Here is a 19,786-nt window from a genome sequence, read left to right as displayed (position 1 = left end):
TTTTCGTATCGGGTTTTCAGATCGCTCAGAAGCGGTAGTTCATGCCGGCGCGAACGATGTGTCCGTTGTTCTCGAAACGGGCGGAGTTTGCGGTGCCGGCAGGCCCCGCAGCGGTCGCATTTGCCCGGACCGTGTTGCGCCCGAGATCGTAGTAAAGATATTCCGCCTTGAAGGACAGGTTGTCCATCACGGCGATCTCGGCGCCCGCACCGATTGTCCAGCCAAAGCGCGTATCGTCCTTCGTGCCGGAATGCGTGACGGTGCCGCCAGCATTGGTCAGGGTCAGGCGCTGATCCGGGGTACCGAAGGCGAGACCACCGGTGCCGTAGACGAACACGTTATCCATCGCGACGCCGGCGCGGGCGCGCAACGTGCCAAGCCAGTCGAGGCGGCTGGTGCCCTGAACGCCGGTGACACCCGCAGGATTAGTCACGCCGGTAGAAGCCCTCGCACGGCGATTGCCGAGATAGCTCAGATCAGCCTCGACACCAGCGACGAACATGTCGAATTGCTGGTTATAGCCGACCTGGAAGCCGCCGATGAAGCCGTTCTTCTTCTCCGAGAACGGGTTGTAGCTTCCAGTTGTCCCGGTAAAGCCACGGTTGCGCACATCCATCTCGTTCTGGTTCCAGCCGACATTCACACCGGCATAGAAGCCCGTCCAGGTGAAGACCGGCGGGGCGGTGTAGGTCTGCGGTGCCGGAGCCGGCTCGCTTGACGGAAGGTCAGCTGCGAAGGCGGGGACGGCGAGAAACGCCAGGGCGGTGGAAGCAAGGAGAGTACGCTTCATTGGGAACATCCTTTGTTTCGAGTTCGCTGCAAGCTAACGCAGCATGATGGATCCGAGAAGTGGGAAAAGCGTAAATTTTCCGTATTTCAAAGCATTCGTTGCAAAGAAGCAACGTTCATAACTGATTAACCATAAGGAGGTTCAAAGCAGTGGCGGAATTGTGGCACGATTGTGACTTGGCTGTTGGAAGTTGACGATTTCGTGAGCGGGTATTCCTGTCCTCGTATATTTCTCCAAAGACGCTCCAGGCGGCACGGTTATTTGAGCTCCAGAGCGCCGCTTGACTGGCAAAGAGCCGTCGCAGATAAGACGAATCATGCCTGTCATTCATGTCTGCCCGCTCGCTGAACTTGATGATGTCGTGGGCGCGCAGCAGCCCTCGCATGTCGTCAGCCTCGTTTCCCCGTCAATGCCGGAGATCGCAGGTCGTTCCATTGCCGGCACGCAATATTTGCGCCTCGGCATCAATGACATCACCGCGCCACGGGAAGGGTATGTGCTTGCACAGGAACCGGATGTCGCACGGCTCGTCGCATTCGTGGCGGGCTGGCCGGGCCTGCGCCCGCTTGTGATGCATTGCTGGTTTGGCGTGAGCCGCTCCCCCGCCGCTGCCTTTATCGCCGCCTGTGCGCTCGCGCCCGAGGTGGATGAGGCGATGATTGCCGCGCATCTGCGCGAACAGGCACCCTTTGCGACGCCGAATGCGCGTCTGGTGGCGCTCGCCGATGATCTCCTCGCGCGTGACGGGCGCATGCGCGCTGCGATCGAAGGAATCGGGCGCGGGTGCGAGGTTTCGACCGGCGTGTCCTTCGCGCTGCGCGTGCCGGGCCGGCAGATTGCCGCGTGAGGCGCGCCATCGCACGGCGAAACGGATCAGGCGATGGTGGCATTTCCGTAATCTCTCCTATAGAAGATAGCGAAACGAGAATCCGGAGCGGGCGTTTGATGGCTTATTTCTTCCTGATGTTCATGGCAACGGCGCTCTTCCTGGCCGCGCCGGTCATCGCCATCATCGCGCTCGTGAAAGTGCGCGAGCTTGCGAGCCTCGTGGCGCAATTGCAGGCCCGGATCGATCGGTTTTCGGTCAGGATCAATGACCGTAAGGCGCTGTTGTATGACCCGGAGGATGCTGCCGCCGGGAAATCCGGTGCGGCATCCGCAGAAAACGATCGTGCGCGCAAAGACCCCCCGGGTCCAAGGCCGTGAGGCATGACGGCGCTGACGTGCGCCTGCTGGCACGCTCCTCCCGAGGTTCGGCAACCATGCCGGTGTGACCGATCCGAGGGGTGCATTCCGGAGTTGAGGTATTGGCCGCTTTGACCTTCATTCTGATCATTTCCGCGCTGGTTTCGATCGCTGTTCCCATCATCGCGCTGGCGGGGCTCCTGACGGCGCGCCGCGCCGTCCGGGACGTCGCTGGATTGCAGGGCCGAATCGCGCGCATCGAATGGCTCTTGCGGACCCGATATCGGGATGTGGCGCCGGAAACGGGCGAGGCGTCGGGCGAGGCGGCGCCCGAAGGAGCGGCATCCGAGCAGGCGGCGCCGAAGCAGGCCGCGCCGGAAGAGGCGGCTCCCGAACAGGAAGCGCAGGAAGAAGGGCCGCAGAAAGCAGACACGCCGGAAGAACCCGCATCCGAGCAACCGCTTCACGAAGAAGCCGCCGAGGCCGAGCCGTTTGACGACGTGACCGGGCAGGACAAGCAGGCTGCACCGCCACCGCCACCGCCAGCCCCGCCGGCTTCCCCCGCATCCGCACCGCCTGCTGCGGCAGAGCCTCCTTCTCGGCAGGAGGCGAGCCTCGAGGAACGTCTCGGGACGCGCTGGGCCGTCTGGATTGGTGCGCTCGCGCTCGGGCTCGGCGGCGCCTTTCTGGTGCGCTTCTCGATCGAGCAGGGGCTGCTCGGGCCGGCGGCGCGGATCGGGCTCGCGACGGCCTTCACGCTGGCCCTGTTGATCGGCGGTGAAATCCTGCGCCGGCGTGGTGACGCCCTCGCCCTGCCCGGTATCGGCCCCGGACACGTGCCTGCTGCCCTGACCGCCGCCGGCGCCGCCAGCGCCTTCGCAACCGTATATGCGGCCTTCGCACTCTACGGATTTCTCGCCCCGGGCTCCGCCTTCCTGCTGCTGGGTGCCGTCGGGCTCGCGACCATGCTGGCCGCAGCCCTGCACGGGCAATTGCTGGCCGCGATGGGGCTGATCGGCGCCTTCGCCGTTCCGATCCTGACCGGCGGGGAGAGCGGGCAGACCTGGCCGCTGGTGCCGTATTTCTTCGTCGTCACAGCCGCAGCGCAGGCGCTGGCATGGTTGCGCGGCTGGCGCCGGTTGGCGATCGCGGCGACGGTGCTCGCCGTTTTCTGGACGATGCTGATGCTCGACGGCCCGCCCGTGCCGGCCCGCTTGCATCTCCTGGTCCAGACGGCACTGGCCGTCTTCGTCTTCGCCTACTTGCCGTATCATGCGATGCCGCTCTCCGCGCAGCGGGTCGATACGGGCGGGCGGGCCGTGTTTCTGGGCATTCTGGCGGTCTTCGTCCTGGCCACGAGCTTTTTGCCGGGAGGGGCGCCGGCGCTGTATTTTCCGGGGCTGATGATCGTCCTCATGCTGCTTGCCGGCGCCGTGCCGGCCTTGTCCAGCGTCTGCGTCATGGCCGTCGCCGCGCTGATCGTGACGCTGCTGGATTGGCCCCTGGCGGGCGAGGCGCTCGGCGGGCCGATACGGGTCCTGCCCGGGCCGGCGGGGAATCTGCCCTGGCCGGAGGCCTTGCGGTCCTTTGTCGCCTTTGCGGCAACGGCGACGGCAGCTGCGGCTGCACTCGGCTACTGGCGTCTGCGCCGGACGGCCGGGATGCCGGGCGCGATCATCGCTGATTACGCTCTGGTCTTCGCTGCCGCGCCGGTCGTGGTGCTGATCGCCGTCAATTGGCGGATGACCGGCGCCATCAACCTCATGACGGGGGTCGCCGAACCCGCTTTTGCCGTTGCGGCAGCGCTCCTGGCAAGCGCCTATGCCGCGCTTGCGACGCGCCATCACGGGCGGGCGGCGCACAGCCGCGACGGCCATACCGCGCATGATGGTGCCGCGCCCCACGACGCTCCAGCCATGATGCTGATCTGCAGCCTGTCGGCTGTTGCGGCGCTGGGCAATCTCGCCCTGGCGCTCACATTCTGGCTCGATCGCGGCATGCTCACCGTGGCTCTCGCGCTCACCGGCGCCGGAACAGCCTTCGTGGCGCATCGCACCGGGATCGGCATGCTGCGATACGCGGTGGGGGCGCTGGCGGTCCTGGTGGGCCTGCGCCTGCTCTGGGATCCCGGCATCGTCTCCGGGGATCCCGGGCGGACTATCTTCTTCAACTGGCTGCTCTGGGGCTACGGCGTGCCGGCAGCCTCTTTCCTCGCCGCTGCGCATTGGCTCAGCCGTGACGCGCGCGATGCGACGGCGCGGCTTTCGGAGGCGCTCGGCATCGTCTTTGCCGTGCTGCTGGTCTTCTTCCAGCTGCGCCATGCCCTGTATGGCGGCATGCCGCCGGTGGGTTTCGATGCTTTGCTCGATGCCGGTCTCGCGGTGCTCACTGTCCTGTGCGCCGCGCTGATCCTGCTGCGAATCGATTCCGGGCGCCCCGATCCCGTCACCCGGATCGGCGCGCGGATCTTCGGGCTGATCGCACTCTTCATCTCCGGCACGGGACTGGTTTTCATCGTCAATCCGCTGATCATCGATGCGCCCGTGGCTGGCGGGCGTTTCATCAACGCGCTTCTGCCGGCCTATCTGCTTCCCGCTCTCGTGGCGGGGACCATCGCGGTGCTGCTGCGCCGCGGCGCCCGGGCAAAGGCAGCGGCCGATACAGGGCCAGAGCAGGGCGCGCGTGGTCCCGGCGCAAGGCGCCTGATGGAATTGCAGGCGCTCGCGATGGCGGTTCTCGCCTTCCTGCTCCAGGCGATATGGAGCATCGCGGCGATAAGGATGGCATTCCAGGGGCCGCGCATCGGTCTGTTCCGCGCGACGGGAGAGGCGGAATTGTGGGCCTATTCCGCCATGTTGCTCATCGTCGGAATCAGTGCGCTCGCCTTCGGTCTGTGGCGCAATCTGCCCTGGCTGCGACTTATTGCCGCTGCCTATCTCGCGCTTGCTGCGGCCAAGGTCTTCTTCGTTGATCTCTCGGGGCTCGGCGGGCCGATCCGTGCGGCATCCTTCATCGCACTCGGGCTGGTGCTGATGGGGGTCGGCCTGCTCTACCAGCGGCTGCTGCGCCATCCGCGTGGCGTAGCGCCGCCGCCACGAGACAGGGACGCCGACGCGGTCGATGGCGGCTGAGCGCCGACGCGCATGCGCATCAGCTGATTGCGGGGTTTCCACCCGGCATGAAAATGATTACGTAGATTCCTGTAAGCGATTGCGCGTATGCGATCATGCCTGCGCGAGCAGATCACGGAGAGATTCATGAGCATCCAGGTTGGCGACAAGCTCCCCGCCGCGACATTCCGCACCATGACCGCCGAAGGACCGGCGCCGAAGACGACCGAAGAGGTCTTCAAGGGCCGCAAGGTCGTGCTCTTCGCCGTCCCCGGCGCATTCACGCCGACCTGCCACAAGAACCACTTGCCGGGCTTCATCAGCCATCTCGACGCCATCCGCGACAAGGGCGTTGATGCCGTGGCGGTGACGGCCGTCAATGACGTGTTCGTCATGGATGCGTGGGCGAAATCGTCCGGCGGTGAAGGCAAGATCGAATTTCTCGCCGATGGCAGCGCCGAATTTGCCAAGGCGACCGGTCTCGAACTCGATGCGACCGGCGGCGGGCTCGGCATCCGTTCGAAGCGCTATGCCATGATCGTCGAGGACGGCACCGTCACCTGGATGGCGGTCGAGCCGGCGCCGGGCCAGGCGGATGCCACCAGTGCCGACGTGGTGCTCGGCCAGCTCTGATCAGGAATGCATGATTCTGCAATGCGTGCGTGCAGTGATGCACGCACGCTTGCATGTCTGGTCCGCTGAAACAGGGTTGTCCGGACAATTCCATGCGCATATGCCTTTGCGCGCCCTGCATGAATTCCGCTGGACGGATCGGCGAGGCTGGTCTCAAATTTTGAAACATTAATATTTCTGGTTGCTGAAGGGCCCTGATGATGGAAGCCTCCGATCTGCTGGCGCGGTGCAGGCCGCTGGAGCGCAAGTACAGCGCGAATCCGGCTTCGGCACAGGTCGTTTTCCGCTCGCGCGGGCGCGTCGATCCCGAAGGCGTGGCCTGCCGGGTTGAAACCGGACACGGCATCACCGTCACGGGCCTGCATCGCGCCACGGGCGGGACCGGTGCCGATCGGGCAGCGGAGGACATGCTCCTGGAAGCGCTGGTCGGCTGTGCCGGCGTGACTCTGAAGGCGATTGCGGCCAGGGAGGGGATTGTCCTCGATGATGCGCAGATTGAGGCGGAGGGGGTTCTCGATTTTCGCGGCACGCTCGGCATCGCCGATGATGCCCCGGTCGGCTTCTCGGCGATCCGGCTGGTCTTTCGGATCGCCAGCGACGCCGATGATGCGACTCTTGACGCGTTGATCGCCGCCACCCGTGCGCGCTGCGTCGTCTTCCAGACATTGACCTGCATGCCCGAACTGGTCGTGGCGCGCGCCTGAGATTCGTCCGACGCCTTGCCTCACAAGCATCTCTACCGCCCCGGCATGGTGGCGGGGGGATTTCATATTGTTGTGATTGCATTGGAAATGCAACCGCAAAGGCGGTTGTATGTTTTCCCGAAATGCTTGCTGGTATTTTTTGTCGCAGCGCACTACCATGCGGCATCAGCAACAATCGAGGAGATGGAGGGATGCTTCGCACCCGTGCCGATGAAATTTCGGAAATTGCTTTTGGTTTCATGGCGTCGAAGGCGCTGTTTTCCGCGCTGCATTTCGACCTGTTCACGCATCTGAACGATGGGCCCAAGACTGCCGCCGAACTCGGCAAGGCTGCCGGTTTGCATCCGGATCGTGCCGAAACCCTTTTGACCGCACTCGCCGGACTCGGTCTCGTCGCGGTGGATGACGGAAAGTTCTCCAATGCACCCGCTTCCGAGGCCTTTCTGGTCAAGGGTGCGAAATACGATTTCGGTGATTACCTGCGCCGCCAGGTCGGTCAGCAGATGTACGGCCTGCTCGATCAGGTCGAAGACGCCCTGAGCGGCAATCTCCCGGCGGAGGCGACGGGCTCCTATGCCGAATGGTTTTCCGATCCGGCGGAAGCACGCCTCTATTCCGAGAGCCAGCATGCCGGCTCGCTCGGGCCCGCGCGCCAACTGGTCAAGGCGCTCGATCTGTCGGGTGCAAAGCGCATGCTCGATGTGGGCGGTGGTACCGGCGCCTTCGCGATCACCTTCTGCAAGGCTTTTCCCGAACTCGGCGCAACGGTGGTCGACTTCCCCAACGTGGCTGCGATCGGGCGTGAATTCGTCGACAAGGCGGGTCTGGGTGACCGCATCCATTACATCGAGGCTGACGGTCTCAAGGCCGACTGGCCGCGCAATCAGGATGTGATCCTGATGTCGTATCTGCTTTCCGGCATACCCGGTGAGACCCATGAGGGACTGATCAAGCGCGCCTATGATCATCTGGCGCCCGGCGGTACGCTGCTGATCCATGATTTCATCGTCTGCGCTGATCGCACCGGGCCCAAACTCGCCGCCCTGTGGCAGTTGCAGCACACGGCGTTCACGCCGCAGGCCCGCTCCGTCGATGATGCCTGGCTGGTCGAATCCATGGAGCGTCACGGCTTCAGGGACGCCTCGGTCGAGACCATGATCCCGGAAATGACCATGCTGGCCAAGGCGGTAAAGCCGGCCTGAGCGTGGTGAGCCGGTGCCGGTCACGACCAGGGGGCGTGACCGGCGCCGCAATCCGGCTTCTGCACACAGAATCCGCTTTCGCACAAGCTTGTGCCGGCTTAATCTGTTGCCATGAGCGAACTCGTCACCGCCATCCGCATTGCCGGCCCCGCCGATTGTCGCGGCATCTCCCAGACCTTTGATCAGGCCTGGCGGGAAGCCTATCGCGGGGTGATACCCGGGATTCAGCTCGAACGCCTGGTGCAGCGGCGCGGGCCGCTCTGGTGGCGCCGGACGCTCCAGCGCCCCCGTCCGGTCGCCGTGCTGGAGATCCGCAAGCAGATTGCCGGCTATGCCTGCTATGGCCGCTGCCGCGACAGCTCCATTGCCGCCGCCGGTGAGATCGACGAATTCTATCTGCGCCCGGAATATCAGGGCCTCGGTTTCGGGCGCCGCCTGTTCGGCTCGATCCGCGCCGATCTGCGCAACCGCCATGCGGGCCCGGTGCTCGTCTGGTCGCTTGCGGAAAACGCGCGCGCCTGTGGTTTCTATGAGGCCATGGGCGGACAGCGCATCGCGAGCCGCAGCGAAACCGTGGCCGGTACCCGCCTGACCAAGATCGCCTATCGCTTCGATTGAGCGGGGCGCGGGGCGCGCCCGTTCTATAAAAGCGCAGCGCCGTCCTCGTCATCATCGTCCTCCGGCGGGGGAGGGGCGGTTTCCGCGAGGCCCGTTTCTGCCGTTTCAAGGTCGGCATCGGCGCCGGGACGGGCGCGCACATCGACGATGCGGGCGCCGGGGAAATTGTCGAGCACCGAGCGCACCAGCGGATGATCCGCCGCGCCGCGTTTGCGTTCGCGCTCCGCCGCCTCGGCCTGCTCGCGCAGGCTCGGCGCGCCCGGCTGTGAGGAAAGCGCCACGACCCAGCGCCGACCGGTCCAGTCCGCGAGCTTGCGCATCAGTTCCGGGGCGAGGTCGCGGCGGGCCCCCTCGGCGAGGGCGAATTCGATCTGCCCGTCCTCGAAATGCACCAGCCGCACATCGCGCTCCAGCGCCGCCTTGATGACGATGTCGCGTTTCTCTTCGGCGAGGGCGACGAGATCCTCGAACCGCGCGAGATGCAGCCCGGCGGCGGGGGCAGTGCCGGCACGCCCCGCTGCGGCACGGGCAGCGGCATCGCGCTGCGCAGGCGACGAGGCCGGGACGGCGCTGAGCGCGGGGCGGGGTTGGGTTACCGCATCATCGGCCTGCGGCTGCGGCTGCGGGTGAGGCCGAGCCGGTGACGGCGCGGTGCCGGCATCGCCCGCGAGCATGCGGGCCGCGCCGGGATCGTCCGCAGCGGAGGGCGTAGAAACGGGAGCGGGCGTGCCCGATGACGAACCGGCATGCGCGCCGCCGCCATGCATTCCGCCGCCATGCATTTCGCCCCCCTGTGATCCGCTTTCTTGCGACCCGCTTTTTTGCGACCCGCTTTCTTGCGATCCGCTGCTTCCCGGTGGCGCGCCCGAAGGCCTGCCGCCACCGCCAGCCGGCGCGCCGGCGGCATCCTCGCGCAGCATGCGCAAAGCTTCGTCGGGCGTGGGGAGATCGGCGACATGGGCCAGGCGGACCAGCACCATCTCGGCGGCGGCGATCGGGCGGCTCGCCGATTCAACCTCGGCGACGCCTTTGAGCAGCATCTGCCAGTTGCGCGACAGCACCCGCACCGAGAGATCCTGCGCGAGCTCGGCTCCGCGCTTGCGCTCGGCCTCGGTCAGGGCCGGGTCGGAGGCGGCGTCCGGCACCAGCTTGAGCCGCGTCACCAGATGCGTGAAACCGGCGAGTTCGCGCAGGATCGCGGCGGGATCGGCGCCGGCGCCGTATTGATCGGCCAGAAGCGCGAAGCTCTGCACGATATCGCCGCGCATCACCGCTTCGAACAGATCGATCACCCTGGCGCGATCGGCGAGGCCGAGCATGTCGCGCACGGTATCGGGCGTGATCGTGCCGGCGCCGTGGGAAATCGCCTGATCGAGCAGCGACAGCGCATCGCGGACCGAGCCCTCGGCGGCGCGGGCGATCGCGGTCAGCGCCTCGGGATCGGCGGTGACCCCTTCCAGCCCGCAGATCCGGGTGAGATGCGCCACCAGCCGGTCGGCGCCCACCCGGCGCAGGTCGAAACGCTGGCAGCGCGACAGGATGGTGACGGGAACCTTGTGGATATCCGTCGTGGCGAAGACGAATTTCGCATGCGGCGGAGGCTCTTCCAGCGTCTTCAGGAAGGCGTTGAAGGCGCCCCCCGAGAGCATGTGCACCTCGTCGATGATATAGACCTTGTAGCGCGCCGAGACCGGCGAATAGCGCACGGCATCGTTGATCTGCCGGACATTCTCGACGCTGTTGTTCGAGGCGGCGTCGATCTCCATCACATCGATATGGCGGCCCTCGATGATCGCCTCGCAATGCTCGCCGGGCTCGGCCAGATCGATGGTCGGGCCGTCCGCATGGCCAGGGCGCTGATAATTCAGGCCGCGCGCGAGAATGCGCGCCGTCGTGGTCTTGCCCACACCGCGCACGCCGGTGAGCATCCAGGCCTGGGGGATGCGCCCGGTGCGAAACGCGTTCGAGAGCGTGCGCACCATGGCTTCCTGGCCGATGAGATCGTCAAAATCGCGCGGGCGGTATTTGCGGGCGAGGACGCGGTAGCCAGCAGCCTCGCCGCGGCGCGGCGGCGCGAGGCCGGCGAGTGCCGGCTCGGCTTCGCCGGAAGGATCTGTCGCGCCGGGCTCGAATTCGTTCATGCGCCTATTGGACACGAGGCGAGGCCCGGGCTCAAGCCGAAACCGTTTCGGCCACCGAATCCGCCGGGGAAACAGGTGGGAGGTTGGACGAGAACCCGCTCGGTCTCGTTAGGGCTGCTTCCTTCCGGACCTGACCCGGTTGGCGAGTGAAACGTCCCTCGCCAACCTCCCGATCGCGATATGGCAGTTATGAGGGCCCCTGACAAGGGTGTCGCAATTGATCACGCGGATCGATGGGTGCTTGCAATCCGTTCCCGGTGGACACAGGTTCGACACTGACCAGGTCCGGTGGAACCGGATCGGCACGGCACGGCGGACAGGACGTCATGTGGAACGAAACAATCTTTTGCACGTTTGCGACACGGTTGCCGTTATTCTGCCGATCTGTGCAATGATGCAGGCCATGCGCTCACGCTGTCGGGGCGTCCGCTGCGGCCTCGGGGCTGCGCCAACCCTTCACCGCTCAACGAGACAGAGGGATTCGATGATCCAGAGACCCAAAGCCGCACATCCCAGGATGCCGCTGCAGCGACATGCGCGTGCGCTGCTCGCCGGCATGCTGGCACTCGCACTCATGCCCGTATTGCCCGTGCCCGGCTTCGCGCAGACCAGCGAAGCGACGCCTCCGGCGCAACAGGCGCAGGTGCTGTCTCCCGTGCCGCGCCCCGGCGCGCCCGAATCCTTCGCCGATCTGGTCGAGCGCGTGATGCCGGCCGTGGTCAACATCTCTGCGGCGACGACGACGCAGGCCGACGGGCGCACTTTCCCGCAATTGCCGCCCGGCACGCCTTTCGAGGATCTGTTCGAGGAATTCTTCAACCGGCGCGGTCAGGAGGCGCCACCCCCGCGCCAGCGTCGGTCTAACTCGCTCGGTTCGGGTTTCGTCATCGATCCGGAAGGCATCGTCGTCACCAACAACCACGTCATCGGCGAGGCGGACGAGATCGAGGTGATCTGGGCCGACGGCACGACGCGCCAGGCCGAGGTGATCGGCCGCGATCCGCAGGTCGACATCGCCGTGCTCCAGGTCGAGGTCGAGGAGCCGCTGGTGGCGGTGAGCTTCGGTGAATCGGAGGACCTGCGCATCGGTGACTGGGTCGTGGCGATCGGCAATCCGTTCGGTCTCGGCGGTTCTGTTTCCGCCGGTATTGTCTCGGCGCGGGCGCGCAATATCGATACCGGTCCCTATGACAATTACATCCAGACCGATGCCGCCATCAATCGCGGCAATTCCGGCGGGCCGCTGTTCAACATGAATGGCGAGGTGGTGGGCATCAACACCGCCATCCTGTCGCCGACGGGTGGTTCCGTGGGGATCGGCTTCTCGATCCCGACCTCGCTGGCCGAGCCGATCATCACGCAATTGCGTGAATTCGGCGAAACCCGGCGCGGCTGGCTCGGCGTGCGCATCCAGAATGTCGACGAGACCACGGCGGAAGCGCTCGGCCTCGAGCGGGCGCGCGGCGCCCTCGTCGCCGGAGTCGATCCGGAAGGGCCGGCCAGTGACGCCGGCATCGAGACCGGTGACGTGATCGTGCGTTTCGATGGTGAGGATGTCGCATCCTCGCGCGAATTGCCGCGCATCGTCGCCTCCACGCCGATCGGCAAGGAGGTCGATGTCGCGGTGATTCGCCGTGGTGAAGAGATCACCATTCAGGTCGAGATCGGACGTCTGGCCGAAGGTGAGATGGCCACGCGCGGCGATCGCCCGCCCGCAGACGTACCCGAAGCGCATGCCGATGCGCTGGGTATGGAGATGATGATGATGAGCGACGCCTTGCGTGAGCGCTTCTCCATCGCGGATGGTGTCGAGGGCGTCGTGGTCACGGAGATAGACCCGGATTCCGCCGCTGCCGACCGGCGCATTCAGCCGGGCGACGTCATCCTCGAAGTCGGCCAGGAGCCTGTCGTGACCCCCGCCGAGGTGCTCGACCGGCTTGCGGCGATCAGCGAAGACGGGCGGCGTTCGGCGCTGTTCCTGATCGCCAATGCGCAGGGCGAGGTGCGTTTCGTGGCGCTTTCGCTCGAAGAGTGATCCCGCAGCGGTGAATGCCGCAAAATTCCTGATGCGATCCCGCGCGGATCGCGTCAGGATCGGCCCATGAAACTGCGCATCGCGACCTTCAATGTCGAAAATCTCGTCTCGCGCAACGTCTACGGACCGCGCCGGCGGCCCCAGACCGCCCCGGCGCTCGCGATGTTCGATTTCGCCGACCCGGCCATGCGCGCGCAGGCCCAGGCCTCGATGGCGATGACGCTGGAAGATGACGACCGCCAGGCTACGGCGCTCGCCATCGCCGAGACGGGAGCCGATATTCTCGCGCTTCAGGAAGTCGAGAATATCGGCGTGCTCGCGCCTTTCATGAAGCACTACGTGCATGCGGTCTCAGATATCCGCTACGGCCATCTGCGGCTTCTGTCGGGCAACGATCCGCGCGGCATCGACTGCGCCTTTGCTGCCCGCAGGGGCCTCGTCGCCGACGAGCATGCGATCGTGGCGACGTCGTACGCGCAGGCGAGCTTCGCTTCTCTCGGCGTCTACGACCCGGCACTCGCGCATTTCGGTATCGGACCGGATGACCGGGTGTTCAACCGGGATTGCCTGGAGATCGCCATCGATCTGGGCGATCGTGATCTGGCCCTGTTCATTTGTCACCTCAAATCCATGGGCTATGCCGCCGACGGCCGCGACCAGACCCGGATCCTGCGCCGGGCCGAGGCGTGCGCGATCCGGGCCATCGTCCAGGCGCGTTTCGGTAATGGCTGGCGTGACGCGAACTGGATCGTGCTGGGCGACCTCAACGATCACCGCTTCACGATCGGACGGGGCGGTGCGATCGAGCCGACACTGCCCTCCGGGATCGATCCGCTCTTCGAGGATTTCGCCGTCGATGTCACCGCCGGCCTGCCGGAAATCGAACGCTGGACGCTGTATCACCGCGATCGCGAGGGCCCGGAGGGCGTGCCGGTCGAGCATCATGTCCAGCTCGATCATATTCTGATCTCGCCGGCACTTGCCGCCGCCAATCCCGATCCGCAGCCGCAGATCGTGCGCCGCGGGCTCGGCTATGCCACGCCCCTCGACCCGACCCATCCAGACCGCTCGATCGCCTGGCTCTCGACCCGCGCCGACCGCTATCCGCGTATCGGGTGGCTGCGCCCGCAGGCGAGCGACCATTGCCCGGTTGCCGTCAGTCTCACCATTCCGCAAACGCGCCGTGGCAATCAGGCCGGATCAGTCCCGGGTCCCGGCTGAGGCTCCGACCGCTTGCGCCACATTCCCGCCCGTTCACTTTTTCCAAGGAGAGCCCTTCATGCCCCGCCCCTACAGCATCCTCGACGTCTTCACCGACACGCCGTTCGCCGGCAACCCGCTCGCCGTGGTGCACGAGGCCGATGATCTCGACGCGACCCGGATGCAGGCGATCGCGCGGGAATTCAATCTCTCGGAAACGGTGTTTCTGCTGCCCGCCGAATCGCCGCGCCACAAGGCGCGTCTGCGCATCTTCACGCCGGGTCGCGAACTGCCCTTCGCCGGCCACCCGACGGTGGGGACCGCCGTGCTGCTCGGGTTGATGGATGACGGCAGCGATTCGGCAGACGAGGTGCCCGCCCACGCCTTCGGCCTGGAGGAGCGTGTCGGCATCGTTTCATGCGTGATGGAGAAGCGGGGCGAGAATCACGGCCATGCGCGGTTCCGGCTGCCGCGCCTGCCGGAATATCTGGGGGAGGGGCCGGCGCCGGAAGCGGCGGCTGCGGCTCTGGGGCTTGATCCCGCCGATATCGGTTTCGACCGCCATCTGCCGAGCCGCCATTCCGCCGGCGTACCCTTCGATCTGGTACCGCTCGCTTCGCGGGACGCGGTGGAACGGGCGCGTCCCGGGCCCGATTTCGACAAGGTGTTCGGGCGTGATGGCGATGCCGGGGAGGTCTACCTCTACAGTGCCGGCACGGTCGATCCGGCGCATTCCTTCTATAGCCGCATGTTCGCGCCGGGCATGGGGATTGCCGAAGATCCGGCCACCGGTTCCGCTGCAGCGGCCCTGGCCGGGGCCCTGATGGAATACGAGCCGCTCGGCGACGGCACGCATCATGTCGTCATCGAGCAGGGCTATGCGATGGGCCGCCCCAGCCTCATCCGGCTGCAACTCATTATCGAAAACGGGGCGCTCGTCGGCGCGGAAATCGGTGGCGATGCGGTGCTCGTGGCACGCGGTGAACTCTTGCCGTGACGGAATCGCGCGAGGATTCTGGCTATTCAATCGCGCGCATTGCCGCCATCCGCGCGCGCCTCGTTCCCGCGCGCTGGCCCTGGGCAGAGCGGAATGCCTCGATGATCGCGCAGGAATGGCGCGCCGCGCGGGCAGGCAATCCGCATCTGTTCGACGGCGAAGTGCTGCTCGCCCATCGCGTATCCGCATCGGCGGGGTGCGACGGCGTGCTCGCGCTCGATTTCATGCCCGTGCGCTACAGCGCTTTCCGCGCCTTCAAGGCCGCCGGCTTTCCCGACGGGTTCGCCGTCAACGTCTTTCCCGCCATCGCGCCGCGTGACCGGGCCGGGCGCTACCTCGTCGGGCGGATGGGCGGCCATACGGATAATGCCGGCGCGCTCTATTTCGCCACCGGCACCCCCGATCCCGGGGATGTCGCGGATGACGGGCGCATCGATCTCACTGCCGCAGCCCTGCGCGAACTCGCCGAGGAGACCGGGCTCGCGCCTGACCGCAGCGTGCTCGATCCGCATTGGCACATGCTGCGCCGTGGCGGCCATCTGGCGCTGATACGCGTCTGCATGCTCGCTCTGCCGGCGGCGGATCTCGCGCGGCACGGCGAAGAGGCGCGCAAGAGCATGCCGGAGCCGGAACTCGCGGGAATCGAAGTGATCGGCGAAGGCGATGATCTGACGGACGCCGCCCTGCCGGATTTCATGCGCGCCTATCTCGCCCGCGCCTTCACCGGGACGCTGCCCTGACGCCCGATTGGAAGGGGGGTGCCGGTGGGATCTACCCGGCGGGATAGCCGTGGCGGATGCGGGTCGCGCGCAGGGCGGACAGGGCCTGATCCTGCGAACCGGCGCGGCAGGCGCTCGCCGCCACTTCGAGATCCGACATGGCTTCGTCATGGACCCGTTGCGCCACCATGCCATTGGCGAGATCACGCGAGAGCAGGCCGGCGAAATCGTCGATGGCGCGTCCACAGGCCGTATCGGGCGTTTGCGGCGCTGCGACCGCCACGATCTCGGCCTCGCCACCCGTCATGCTCGCAGCAACGGATTCCGGCTGGCCGGGCGTGTTGCAACCGGCAAGCAACAGGCAAGCCAGCCCCAGAGCACACATGAAACCGCGCTTGTGACCGCTTTCGGCATGGTGAATCATCGTTTGCTCTCCTCATCGCGGATCACAGCCGAAACCATCGGGGCGTGACAGTCAAGCGCCTGGGCCGCGCCGGCTCACCCGATCACGAAGCTCTCATCCGAGGGCTTCTGTTCGGCGAAATGAAAGACGAGGTAATCGTCGATCAGCTCGCCCGAGGCGATATAGCGGCTTGCGGAGGTGCTGACGCTGATCTCGGCCGACACCATGCCGTTTTGCACGCCGCGCGCGAAATGGCGCCAGAGCGCATCATCGGAGAAAACCGGCCCGGCCCGCAGCATCAGGTCGTCCTCGGTGTGATCCTGAACCCCGGTAATCGGCATGGCCGCCGCATTCTGGTTGATGATCCAGGCATCGTCGATCTGACGCTTGGCATTGTAGATCGGCCAGGTGACGATGATGCCGTAACGCGAATGCGTGAACAGCGTCCTGAACAGCGAGGCCTTGTCCTCGATCATGTGGCAGAAGACCAGCAGCAGGACGCGATCATCACCCTCCTTCATGCGCAAGGGCAGGCATAACCGGCCCCAGAGCACGACGTCCTGGGCGAAATCGGCAAAGGACTGGAAATAGACGAGATCGAACTCGCTCGTCGCCCGGTCATAGAGCGCGATCAGCTGGTTGCGCACCCGGGTGCGCAGATGGCGCAGCGACAGGCCCTGCATGGAGAAGCCGATCCGTTCGCACAGATAGCGCCCGTGATGCAGATAGGTGTAATCATCGTCGAGCTTCATGAACAGCATCGACGAATCCATCATCTGCTGATCGGCCCTGTTCCAGAAGTCGCTCAACAGCGGCTCGCGCTCGGCGCGGATCTGGAGCCATTTTGCGACGAGGGCCCGCACGCCGGGATGGGTCGCGACATTGGCGACGGCAGGACCGAACCAGCTTCTGACCTCGGCACTCATGACGACCCCGTTCGGCAGCTCCGCGCACGCCTGCGAGACGTGGCAATCCAGCCACGCCCGCCAGCGTGGCGGTCATTGTCGATCCGACAACTTTGGGGAGATTTCGCCGCTTGGCAACCCGCTATCGTCATCAGCGGCGGGTCCTGCATCAAAATTGCGTCTTGAGCCGCGCTCACGAAAGGTTTACAGAGGAGCAGTAATATTCCGGCATGATCCGGATGCGACGAGAAACGGGAGACGAGCCTTGGCGATGGCCGGCTCACAGCGCGAGACGATCGAAGGCAGCGCCTGCATTGCAGTGCCTGTCCGCGCCCCCGCCTGCGCGCCGCTCGCCGCCGACGCGCTTCTTCCCGGCCTGCTTCTCCTTATCAGCCCCTGAGGGCCGGCAGGGCTTTGCGCCTTGGCCTTCAGGGGAGACCGATTGCCACCGTGACGTGACGCATCCCGCGACAGGTGATGCTCCGCCACCGAAGGATTTCGCCCGCACAAGCAGAATCACGGGCAATACGACCAAGGAACGATGACATGGCCGATCAGAACACCGCCAAAGACCGCGTCTTGATTTTCGACACCACCCTGCGCGACGGCGAGCAATGCCCCGGCGCGACGATGACGCTGGGCGAAAAGCTCGAAGTCGCCGAATTGCTCGACACGATGGGCGTCGACATCATCGAAGCCGGTTTCCCGATCGCCTCGATCGGGGATTTCGAGGCGGTCTCGAAGATCGCATCGCTCGTGAAGAACGCCACCGTGGCGGGTCTCTCACGCGCCGCGCACAAGGATATCGACCGGGCGGCGGAAGCGGTGCGCCACGCTGCGCGCCCGCGTATCCATACCTTTCTCTCCACCTCGCCGGTACATATGAAGTTCAAGCTGCAGCTCGAGCCGGAAGCCGTGCTGGAGCACGTGATCTCGTCGGTCACCCGGGCGCGCAACCATGTTGACGACGTTGAATGGTCGGCAGAGGACGGCACGCGCACGGAATTCGACTTCCTCTGCCGCTGCGTCGAGGCCGCGATCAAGGCCGGCGCCACCACGATCAACATCCCCGATACGGTGGGCTATACGACGCCGGAAGAGTATCGCGACCTGTTCGTCAAGGTGCGCGAGAACGTGCCGAATTCCGACAAGGCGGTCTTCTCGGTGCATTGCCACAACGATCTCGGGATGGCTGTGGCGAATTCCCTGGCCGGCGTCGCCGGCGGCGCGCGCCAGATCGAATGCACCATCAACGGTATCGGGGAACGCGCCGGCAATGCGGCGCTTGAAGAGATCGTGATGGCGATCAGGACCCGCAATGACGCCTTCCCCTACGAGACCGGCATCGTCACCGAGATGCTGACCAAGGCCTCCAAAGCGGTGGCGCACGCGACCTCCTTTCCGGTGCAGTACAACAAGGCCATCGTCGGGCGCAACGCGTTTGCGCATGAGAGCGGCATCCACCAGGACGGCATGCTCAAGCATACCCAGACCTACGAGATCATGACCCCGGAATCGGTGGGCGTCTCCAAGACCTCGCTGGTGCTCGGCAAGCATTCCGGCCGTGCCGCCCTGAAGAACAAGCTGGAGGAGATGGGCTACGAACTGTCCGACAACCAGTTTCAGGACGTGTTCGTGCGCTTCAAGGCGCTGACCGACCGCAAGAAGACCATCTATGACGAGGATCTCGAGGCGCTGGTCGACGAGAAGCTGGCCGAGGCGCATGAGCGCATCCGCGTCGTCTCGCTGACCGTGATCGCCGGCACGCGCGGACCGCAGCGGGCGCTGCTCAAGCTCGATATCGGCGGCGATATCCGGGCCGACGAGGCTGATGGCAACGGACCGGTCGATGCCGTGTTCAACGCCATCAGCACCCTGGTCCCGCATGAGGCGGTGCTCGAGCTCTATCAGGTCCACGCCGTGACCGAGGGGACCGATGCGCAGGCGGAGGTCTCGGTGCGGCTGCATGCCAATGGGCGCTCGGTGACCGGGCGCGGCGCCGATCCCGATACGCTCGTCGCCTCGGCCAAGGCCTATCTCTCGGCGCTCAACAAGCTGATGGCGCGCGGCGAGGGGCTGCACGCCCAGCACGCGGCGGAATGAGAAAACGCGCGCCGGAGGAACCTGAAACGGGTCGGGCGGGCGCCTCATGCAGAACGAAACCGGGCCGGATCGCAATGATCCGGCCCGTCTCGTTTCAGAAGCGGTTGAGCGGCAGCTTCACATAATGGCGCCCGTCATTCTCCGCCGGCGGCAGACGCCCGCCGCGCAGATTGATCTGGAGCGCCGCCAGAATGCGGTCGGGCAGGGCCAGCGTCTTGTCGCGGGCCTCGCGGCGGTCGATCCAGGCTTCGCGGGTCACCCCGTCCTTGACGTGGATGTTGGAGGCGCGATGCTCGGCGACGGTCGCCTCCCACATCGGCTCCTTGCGCTCGGCGGTGCCGTAATCATGGCCCACGAAAAGCCGCGTCTCGCCGGGCAAATCGAGAATGGCCCGGATCGAGTCCCACAGTTCCGAGGCATTGCCGCCGGGGAAATCGGCCCGCGAGGTGCCCGCATCGGGATACATCAGCGTGTCGTGCACGAAGGCGGCGTCACCCACCACATAGGTGATCGAGCCGAGCGTGTGGCCGGGTGAGAGCATGACGCGGGTCTCGATCTCGCCGATCTTGAAGGTCTCGCCCTCCTTGAACAGATGGTCGAAATCGCGGGTCGGATCGAATGCATCGGGCAGATTGTAGATTTCCGCCCAGATCTTCGAGATGTCCCGCACCTTTTCGCCGATCGCCATCGGCGCGCCGGTCTTCTGCTTGAGATTGGCCGCAGCCATCAGATGGTCGGCATGGGGATGGGTGTCGAGCACCCATTCGACGGTGAGGCCGTTCTCGCGCACGATGTCGAGCACCTGGTCCATCGAGCCGGTATCGAGGCGGTAATGCTTGGGATCGAAATTCCAGACCACATCGATTACAGCCGCCTTGCGGGTTGCCGGATCAGCGGCGATGTACTGGATCGAGCCGGTATCGGGCTCGTAAATGCCCCAGACATCGGGGCTGCCGGGACCGCGCGAGGGGGAATGGCGGACGACGCGCTCCTTGAGACGATTCTGCATGGGGTGAACTCCCTTTGTAATTTCTGATCGGT

At 65.6% G+C, this 19,786-nt stretch carries 18 protein-coding genes and 1 other RNA gene; 13 read left to right on the top strand and 6 right to left on the bottom strand.

Annotation, left to right across the window (positions count from 1 at the left end; genetic code table 11):
* Positions 1 to 25: 25 nt before the first annotated feature.
* Positions 26 to 790 carry an outer membrane protein gene (locus GA0071312_RS01840; RefSeq protein ID WP_083204227.1) on the bottom strand — a complete coding sequence of 255 codons (765 nt, stop codon included), beginning with the start codon at positions 788 to 790 and terminating at the stop codon, positions 26 to 28.
* 316 nt (positions 791 to 1,106) lie between these two features.
* On the opposite strand from GA0071312_RS01840, the gene GA0071312_RS01835 reads away from it, so the two are divergent.
* From GA0071312_RS01835 to GA0071312_RS01805, 7 genes are all read left to right on the top strand, one after another.
* Positions 1,107 to 1,637, top strand: a complete 531-nt coding sequence (locus GA0071312_RS01835) for a tyrosine phosphatase family protein (RefSeq protein WP_074443384.1) — start codon at positions 1,107 to 1,109, stop codon at positions 1,635 to 1,637.
* Positions 1,634 to 1,996, top strand: coding sequence for a hypothetical protein (locus GA0071312_RS01830; RefSeq protein ID WP_131817683.1), 363 nt, complete (start codon positions 1,634 to 1,636; stop codon positions 1,994 to 1,996). The genes GA0071312_RS01835 and GA0071312_RS01830 overlap by 4 nt, the downstream gene beginning before the upstream one ends.
* A gap of 101 nt (positions 1,997 to 2,097) precedes the next feature.
* Positions 2,098 to 5,106: a DUF2339 domain-containing protein gene (locus GA0071312_RS01825; RefSeq protein WP_074443382.1), complete on the top strand. Its 3,009-nt coding sequence runs from the start codon at positions 2,098 to 2,100 to the stop codon at positions 5,104 to 5,106.
* A gap of 126 nt (positions 5,107 to 5,232) precedes the next feature.
* Complete coding sequence (locus tag GA0071312_RS01820; protein ID WP_074444116.1) at positions 5,233 to 5,718, top strand: peroxiredoxin; 486 nt, start codon at positions 5,233 to 5,235, stop codon at positions 5,716 to 5,718.
* A gap of 197 nt (positions 5,719 to 5,915) precedes the next feature.
* On the top strand, positions 5,916 to 6,422 hold the full coding sequence (locus tag GA0071312_RS01815; protein WP_338056784.1) for an OsmC family protein: 507 nt from the start codon (positions 5,916 to 5,918) through the stop codon (positions 6,420 to 6,422).
* Positions 6,423 to 6,613: 191 nt separating this feature from the next.
* Positions 6,614 to 7,624: a methyltransferase gene (locus GA0071312_RS01810; protein WP_074443381.1), complete on the top strand. Its 1,011-nt coding sequence runs from the start codon at positions 6,614 to 6,616 to the stop codon at positions 7,622 to 7,624.
* A 111-nt stretch (positions 7,625 to 7,735) separates the two neighbouring features.
* Positions 7,736 to 8,242, top strand: coding sequence for a GNAT family N-acetyltransferase (locus GA0071312_RS01805; RefSeq protein ID WP_074443380.1), 507 nt, complete (start codon positions 7,736 to 7,738; stop codon positions 8,240 to 8,242).
* A gap of 23 nt (positions 8,243 to 8,265) precedes the next feature.
* Here the strand turns inward: GA0071312_RS01805 and GA0071312_RS01800 are convergent, their stop codons facing one another.
* Both GA0071312_RS01800 and ffs read right to left on the bottom strand, forming a co-directional pair.
* Positions 8,266 to 10,383 (bottom strand): DNA polymerase III subunit gamma/tau, encoded by a 2,118-nt coding sequence (locus GA0071312_RS01800; protein ID WP_074443379.1) that lies wholly within the window; start codon positions 10,381 to 10,383, stop codon positions 8,266 to 8,268.
* Between the two features lie 74 nt (positions 10,384 to 10,457).
* Positions 10,458 to 10,554, bottom strand: an RNA gene (gene ffs, locus GA0071312_RS01795) — signal recognition particle sRNA small type.
* A gap of 313 nt (positions 10,555 to 10,867) precedes the next feature.
* Here ffs and GA0071312_RS01790 point away from each other — a divergent pair.
* The 4 genes from GA0071312_RS01790 to GA0071312_RS01775 all read left to right on the top strand — a co-directional run bounded on the left by GA0071312_RS01790 (position 10,868) and on the right by GA0071312_RS01775 (position 15,355).
* Positions 10,868 to 12,418 (top strand): DegQ family serine endoprotease, encoded by a 1,551-nt coding sequence (locus GA0071312_RS01790; protein WP_074443378.1) that lies wholly within the window; start codon positions 10,868 to 10,870, stop codon positions 12,416 to 12,418.
* 66 nt (positions 12,419 to 12,484) lie between these two features.
* Positions 12,485 to 13,639: an endonuclease/exonuclease/phosphatase family protein gene (locus GA0071312_RS01785; protein ID WP_074443377.1), complete on the top strand. Its 1,155-nt coding sequence runs from the start codon at positions 12,485 to 12,487 to the stop codon at positions 13,637 to 13,639.
* Between the two features lie 58 nt (positions 13,640 to 13,697).
* Entirely contained in the window at positions 13,698 to 14,615 is a 918-nt protein-coding gene (locus GA0071312_RS01780) for a PhzF family phenazine biosynthesis protein (protein ID WP_074443376.1), read from the top strand.
* Positions 14,612 to 15,355: an NUDIX hydrolase gene (locus GA0071312_RS01775; protein ID WP_074443375.1), complete on the top strand. Its 744-nt coding sequence runs from the start codon at positions 14,612 to 14,614 to the stop codon at positions 15,353 to 15,355. The genes GA0071312_RS01780 and GA0071312_RS01775 overlap by 4 nt, the downstream gene beginning before the upstream one ends.
* 31 nt (positions 15,356 to 15,386) lie before the next feature.
* Here GA0071312_RS01775 and GA0071312_RS01770 read toward each other — a convergent pair whose 3' ends face one another.
* Both GA0071312_RS01770 and GA0071312_RS01765 read right to left on the bottom strand, forming a co-directional pair.
* The gene (locus GA0071312_RS01770; RefSeq protein ID WP_074443374.1) at positions 15,387 to 15,758 is read right to left on the bottom strand and encodes a hypothetical protein; all 372 of its coding nucleotides are present in this window, start codon (positions 15,756 to 15,758) and stop codon (positions 15,387 to 15,389) included.
* A 74-nt stretch (positions 15,759 to 15,832) separates the two neighbouring features.
* Positions 15,833 to 16,663, bottom strand: a complete 831-nt coding sequence (locus GA0071312_RS01765; RefSeq protein ID WP_074443373.1) for a hypothetical protein — start codon at positions 16,661 to 16,663, stop codon at positions 15,833 to 15,835.
* 250 nt (positions 16,664 to 16,913) lie between these two features.
* On the opposite strand from GA0071312_RS01765, the gene GA0071312_RS20435 reads away from it, so the two are divergent.
* Both GA0071312_RS20435 and GA0071312_RS01760 read left to right on the top strand, forming a co-directional pair.
* Positions 16,914 to 17,042 carry a hypothetical protein gene (locus GA0071312_RS20435; protein ID WP_275261835.1) on the top strand — a complete coding sequence of 43 codons (129 nt, stop codon included), beginning with the start codon at positions 16,914 to 16,916 and terminating at the stop codon, positions 17,040 to 17,042.
* Positions 17,043 to 17,188: 146 nt separating this feature from the next.
* Positions 17,189 to 18,745, top strand: coding sequence for a 2-isopropylmalate synthase (locus GA0071312_RS01760; protein WP_074443372.1), 1,557 nt, complete (start codon positions 17,189 to 17,191; stop codon positions 18,743 to 18,745).
* Positions 18,746 to 18,839: 94 nt separating this feature from the next.
* On the opposite strand, the gene GA0071312_RS01755 is transcribed toward GA0071312_RS01760, so the two are convergent.
* Positions 18,840 to 19,754 (bottom strand): MBL fold metallo-hydrolase, encoded by a 915-nt coding sequence (locus GA0071312_RS01755; protein ID WP_074443371.1) that lies wholly within the window; start codon positions 19,752 to 19,754, stop codon positions 18,840 to 18,842.
* Positions 19,755 to 19,786 lie beyond the last annotated feature (32 nt).

This window comes from Saliniramus fredricksonii (genome assembly GCF_900094735.1).
Taxonomy (GTDB): Bacteria; Pseudomonadota; Alphaproteobacteria; order Rhizobiales; family Beijerinckiaceae; genus Saliniramus; species Saliniramus fredricksonii.
The sequence above is the reverse complement of the archived record's forward strand: the minus strand, read 5'-3'. Positions and strand labels throughout refer to the sequence as shown.

Bases quoted from the DNA above. Each gene is read 5' to 3' on its own strand.
- GA0071312_RS01840 (WP_083204227.1), bottom strand. From the start codon at position 790: ATGAAGCGTACTCTCCTTGCTTCCACCGCCCTGGCGTTTCTCGCCGTC.
- GA0071312_RS01835 (WP_074443384.1), top strand. From the start codon at position 1,107: ATGCCTGTCATTCATGTCTGCCCGCTCGCTGAACTTGATGATGTCGTG.
- GA0071312_RS01820 (WP_074444116.1), top strand. From the start codon at position 5,233: ATGAGCATCCAGGTTGGCGACAAGCTCCCCGCCGCGACATTCCGCACC.
- GA0071312_RS01815 (WP_338056784.1), top strand. From the start codon at position 5,916: ATGATGGAAGCCTCCGATCTGCTGGCGCGGTGCAGGCCGCTGGAGCGC.
- GA0071312_RS01810 (WP_074443381.1), top strand. From the start codon at position 6,614: ATGCTTCGCACCCGTGCCGATGAAATTTCGGAAATTGCTTTTGGTTTC.
- GA0071312_RS01805 (WP_074443380.1), top strand. From the start codon at position 7,736: ATGAGCGAACTCGTCACCGCCATCCGCATTGCCGGCCCCGCCGATTGT.
- GA0071312_RS01800 (WP_074443379.1), bottom strand. From the start codon at position 10,383: ATGAACGAATTCGAGCCCGGCGCGACAGATCCTTCCGGCGAAGCCGAG.
- GA0071312_RS01790 (WP_074443378.1), top strand. From the start codon at position 10,868: ATGATCCAGAGACCCAAAGCCGCACATCCCAGGATGCCGCTGCAGCGA.
- GA0071312_RS01785 (WP_074443377.1), top strand. From the start codon at position 12,485: ATGAAACTGCGCATCGCGACCTTCAATGTCGAAAATCTCGTCTCGCGC.
- GA0071312_RS01780 (WP_074443376.1), top strand. From the start codon at position 13,698: ATGCCCCGCCCCTACAGCATCCTCGACGTCTTCACCGACACGCCGTTC.
- GA0071312_RS01770 (WP_074443374.1), bottom strand. From the start codon at position 15,758: ATGATTCACCATGCCGAAAGCGGTCACAAGCGCGGTTTCATGTGTGCT.
- GA0071312_RS01765 (WP_074443373.1), bottom strand. From the start codon at position 16,663: ATGAGTGCCGAGGTCAGAAGCTGGTTCGGTCCTGCCGTCGCCAATGTC.
- GA0071312_RS20435 (WP_275261835.1), top strand. From the start codon at position 16,914: ATGGCCGGCTCACAGCGCGAGACGATCGAAGGCAGCGCCTGCATTGCA.
- GA0071312_RS01760 (WP_074443372.1), top strand. From the start codon at position 17,189: ATGGCCGATCAGAACACCGCCAAAGACCGCGTCTTGATTTTCGACACC.
- GA0071312_RS01755 (WP_074443371.1), bottom strand. From the start codon at position 19,754: ATGCAGAATCGTCTCAAGGAGCGCGTCGTCCGCCATTCCCCCTCGCGC.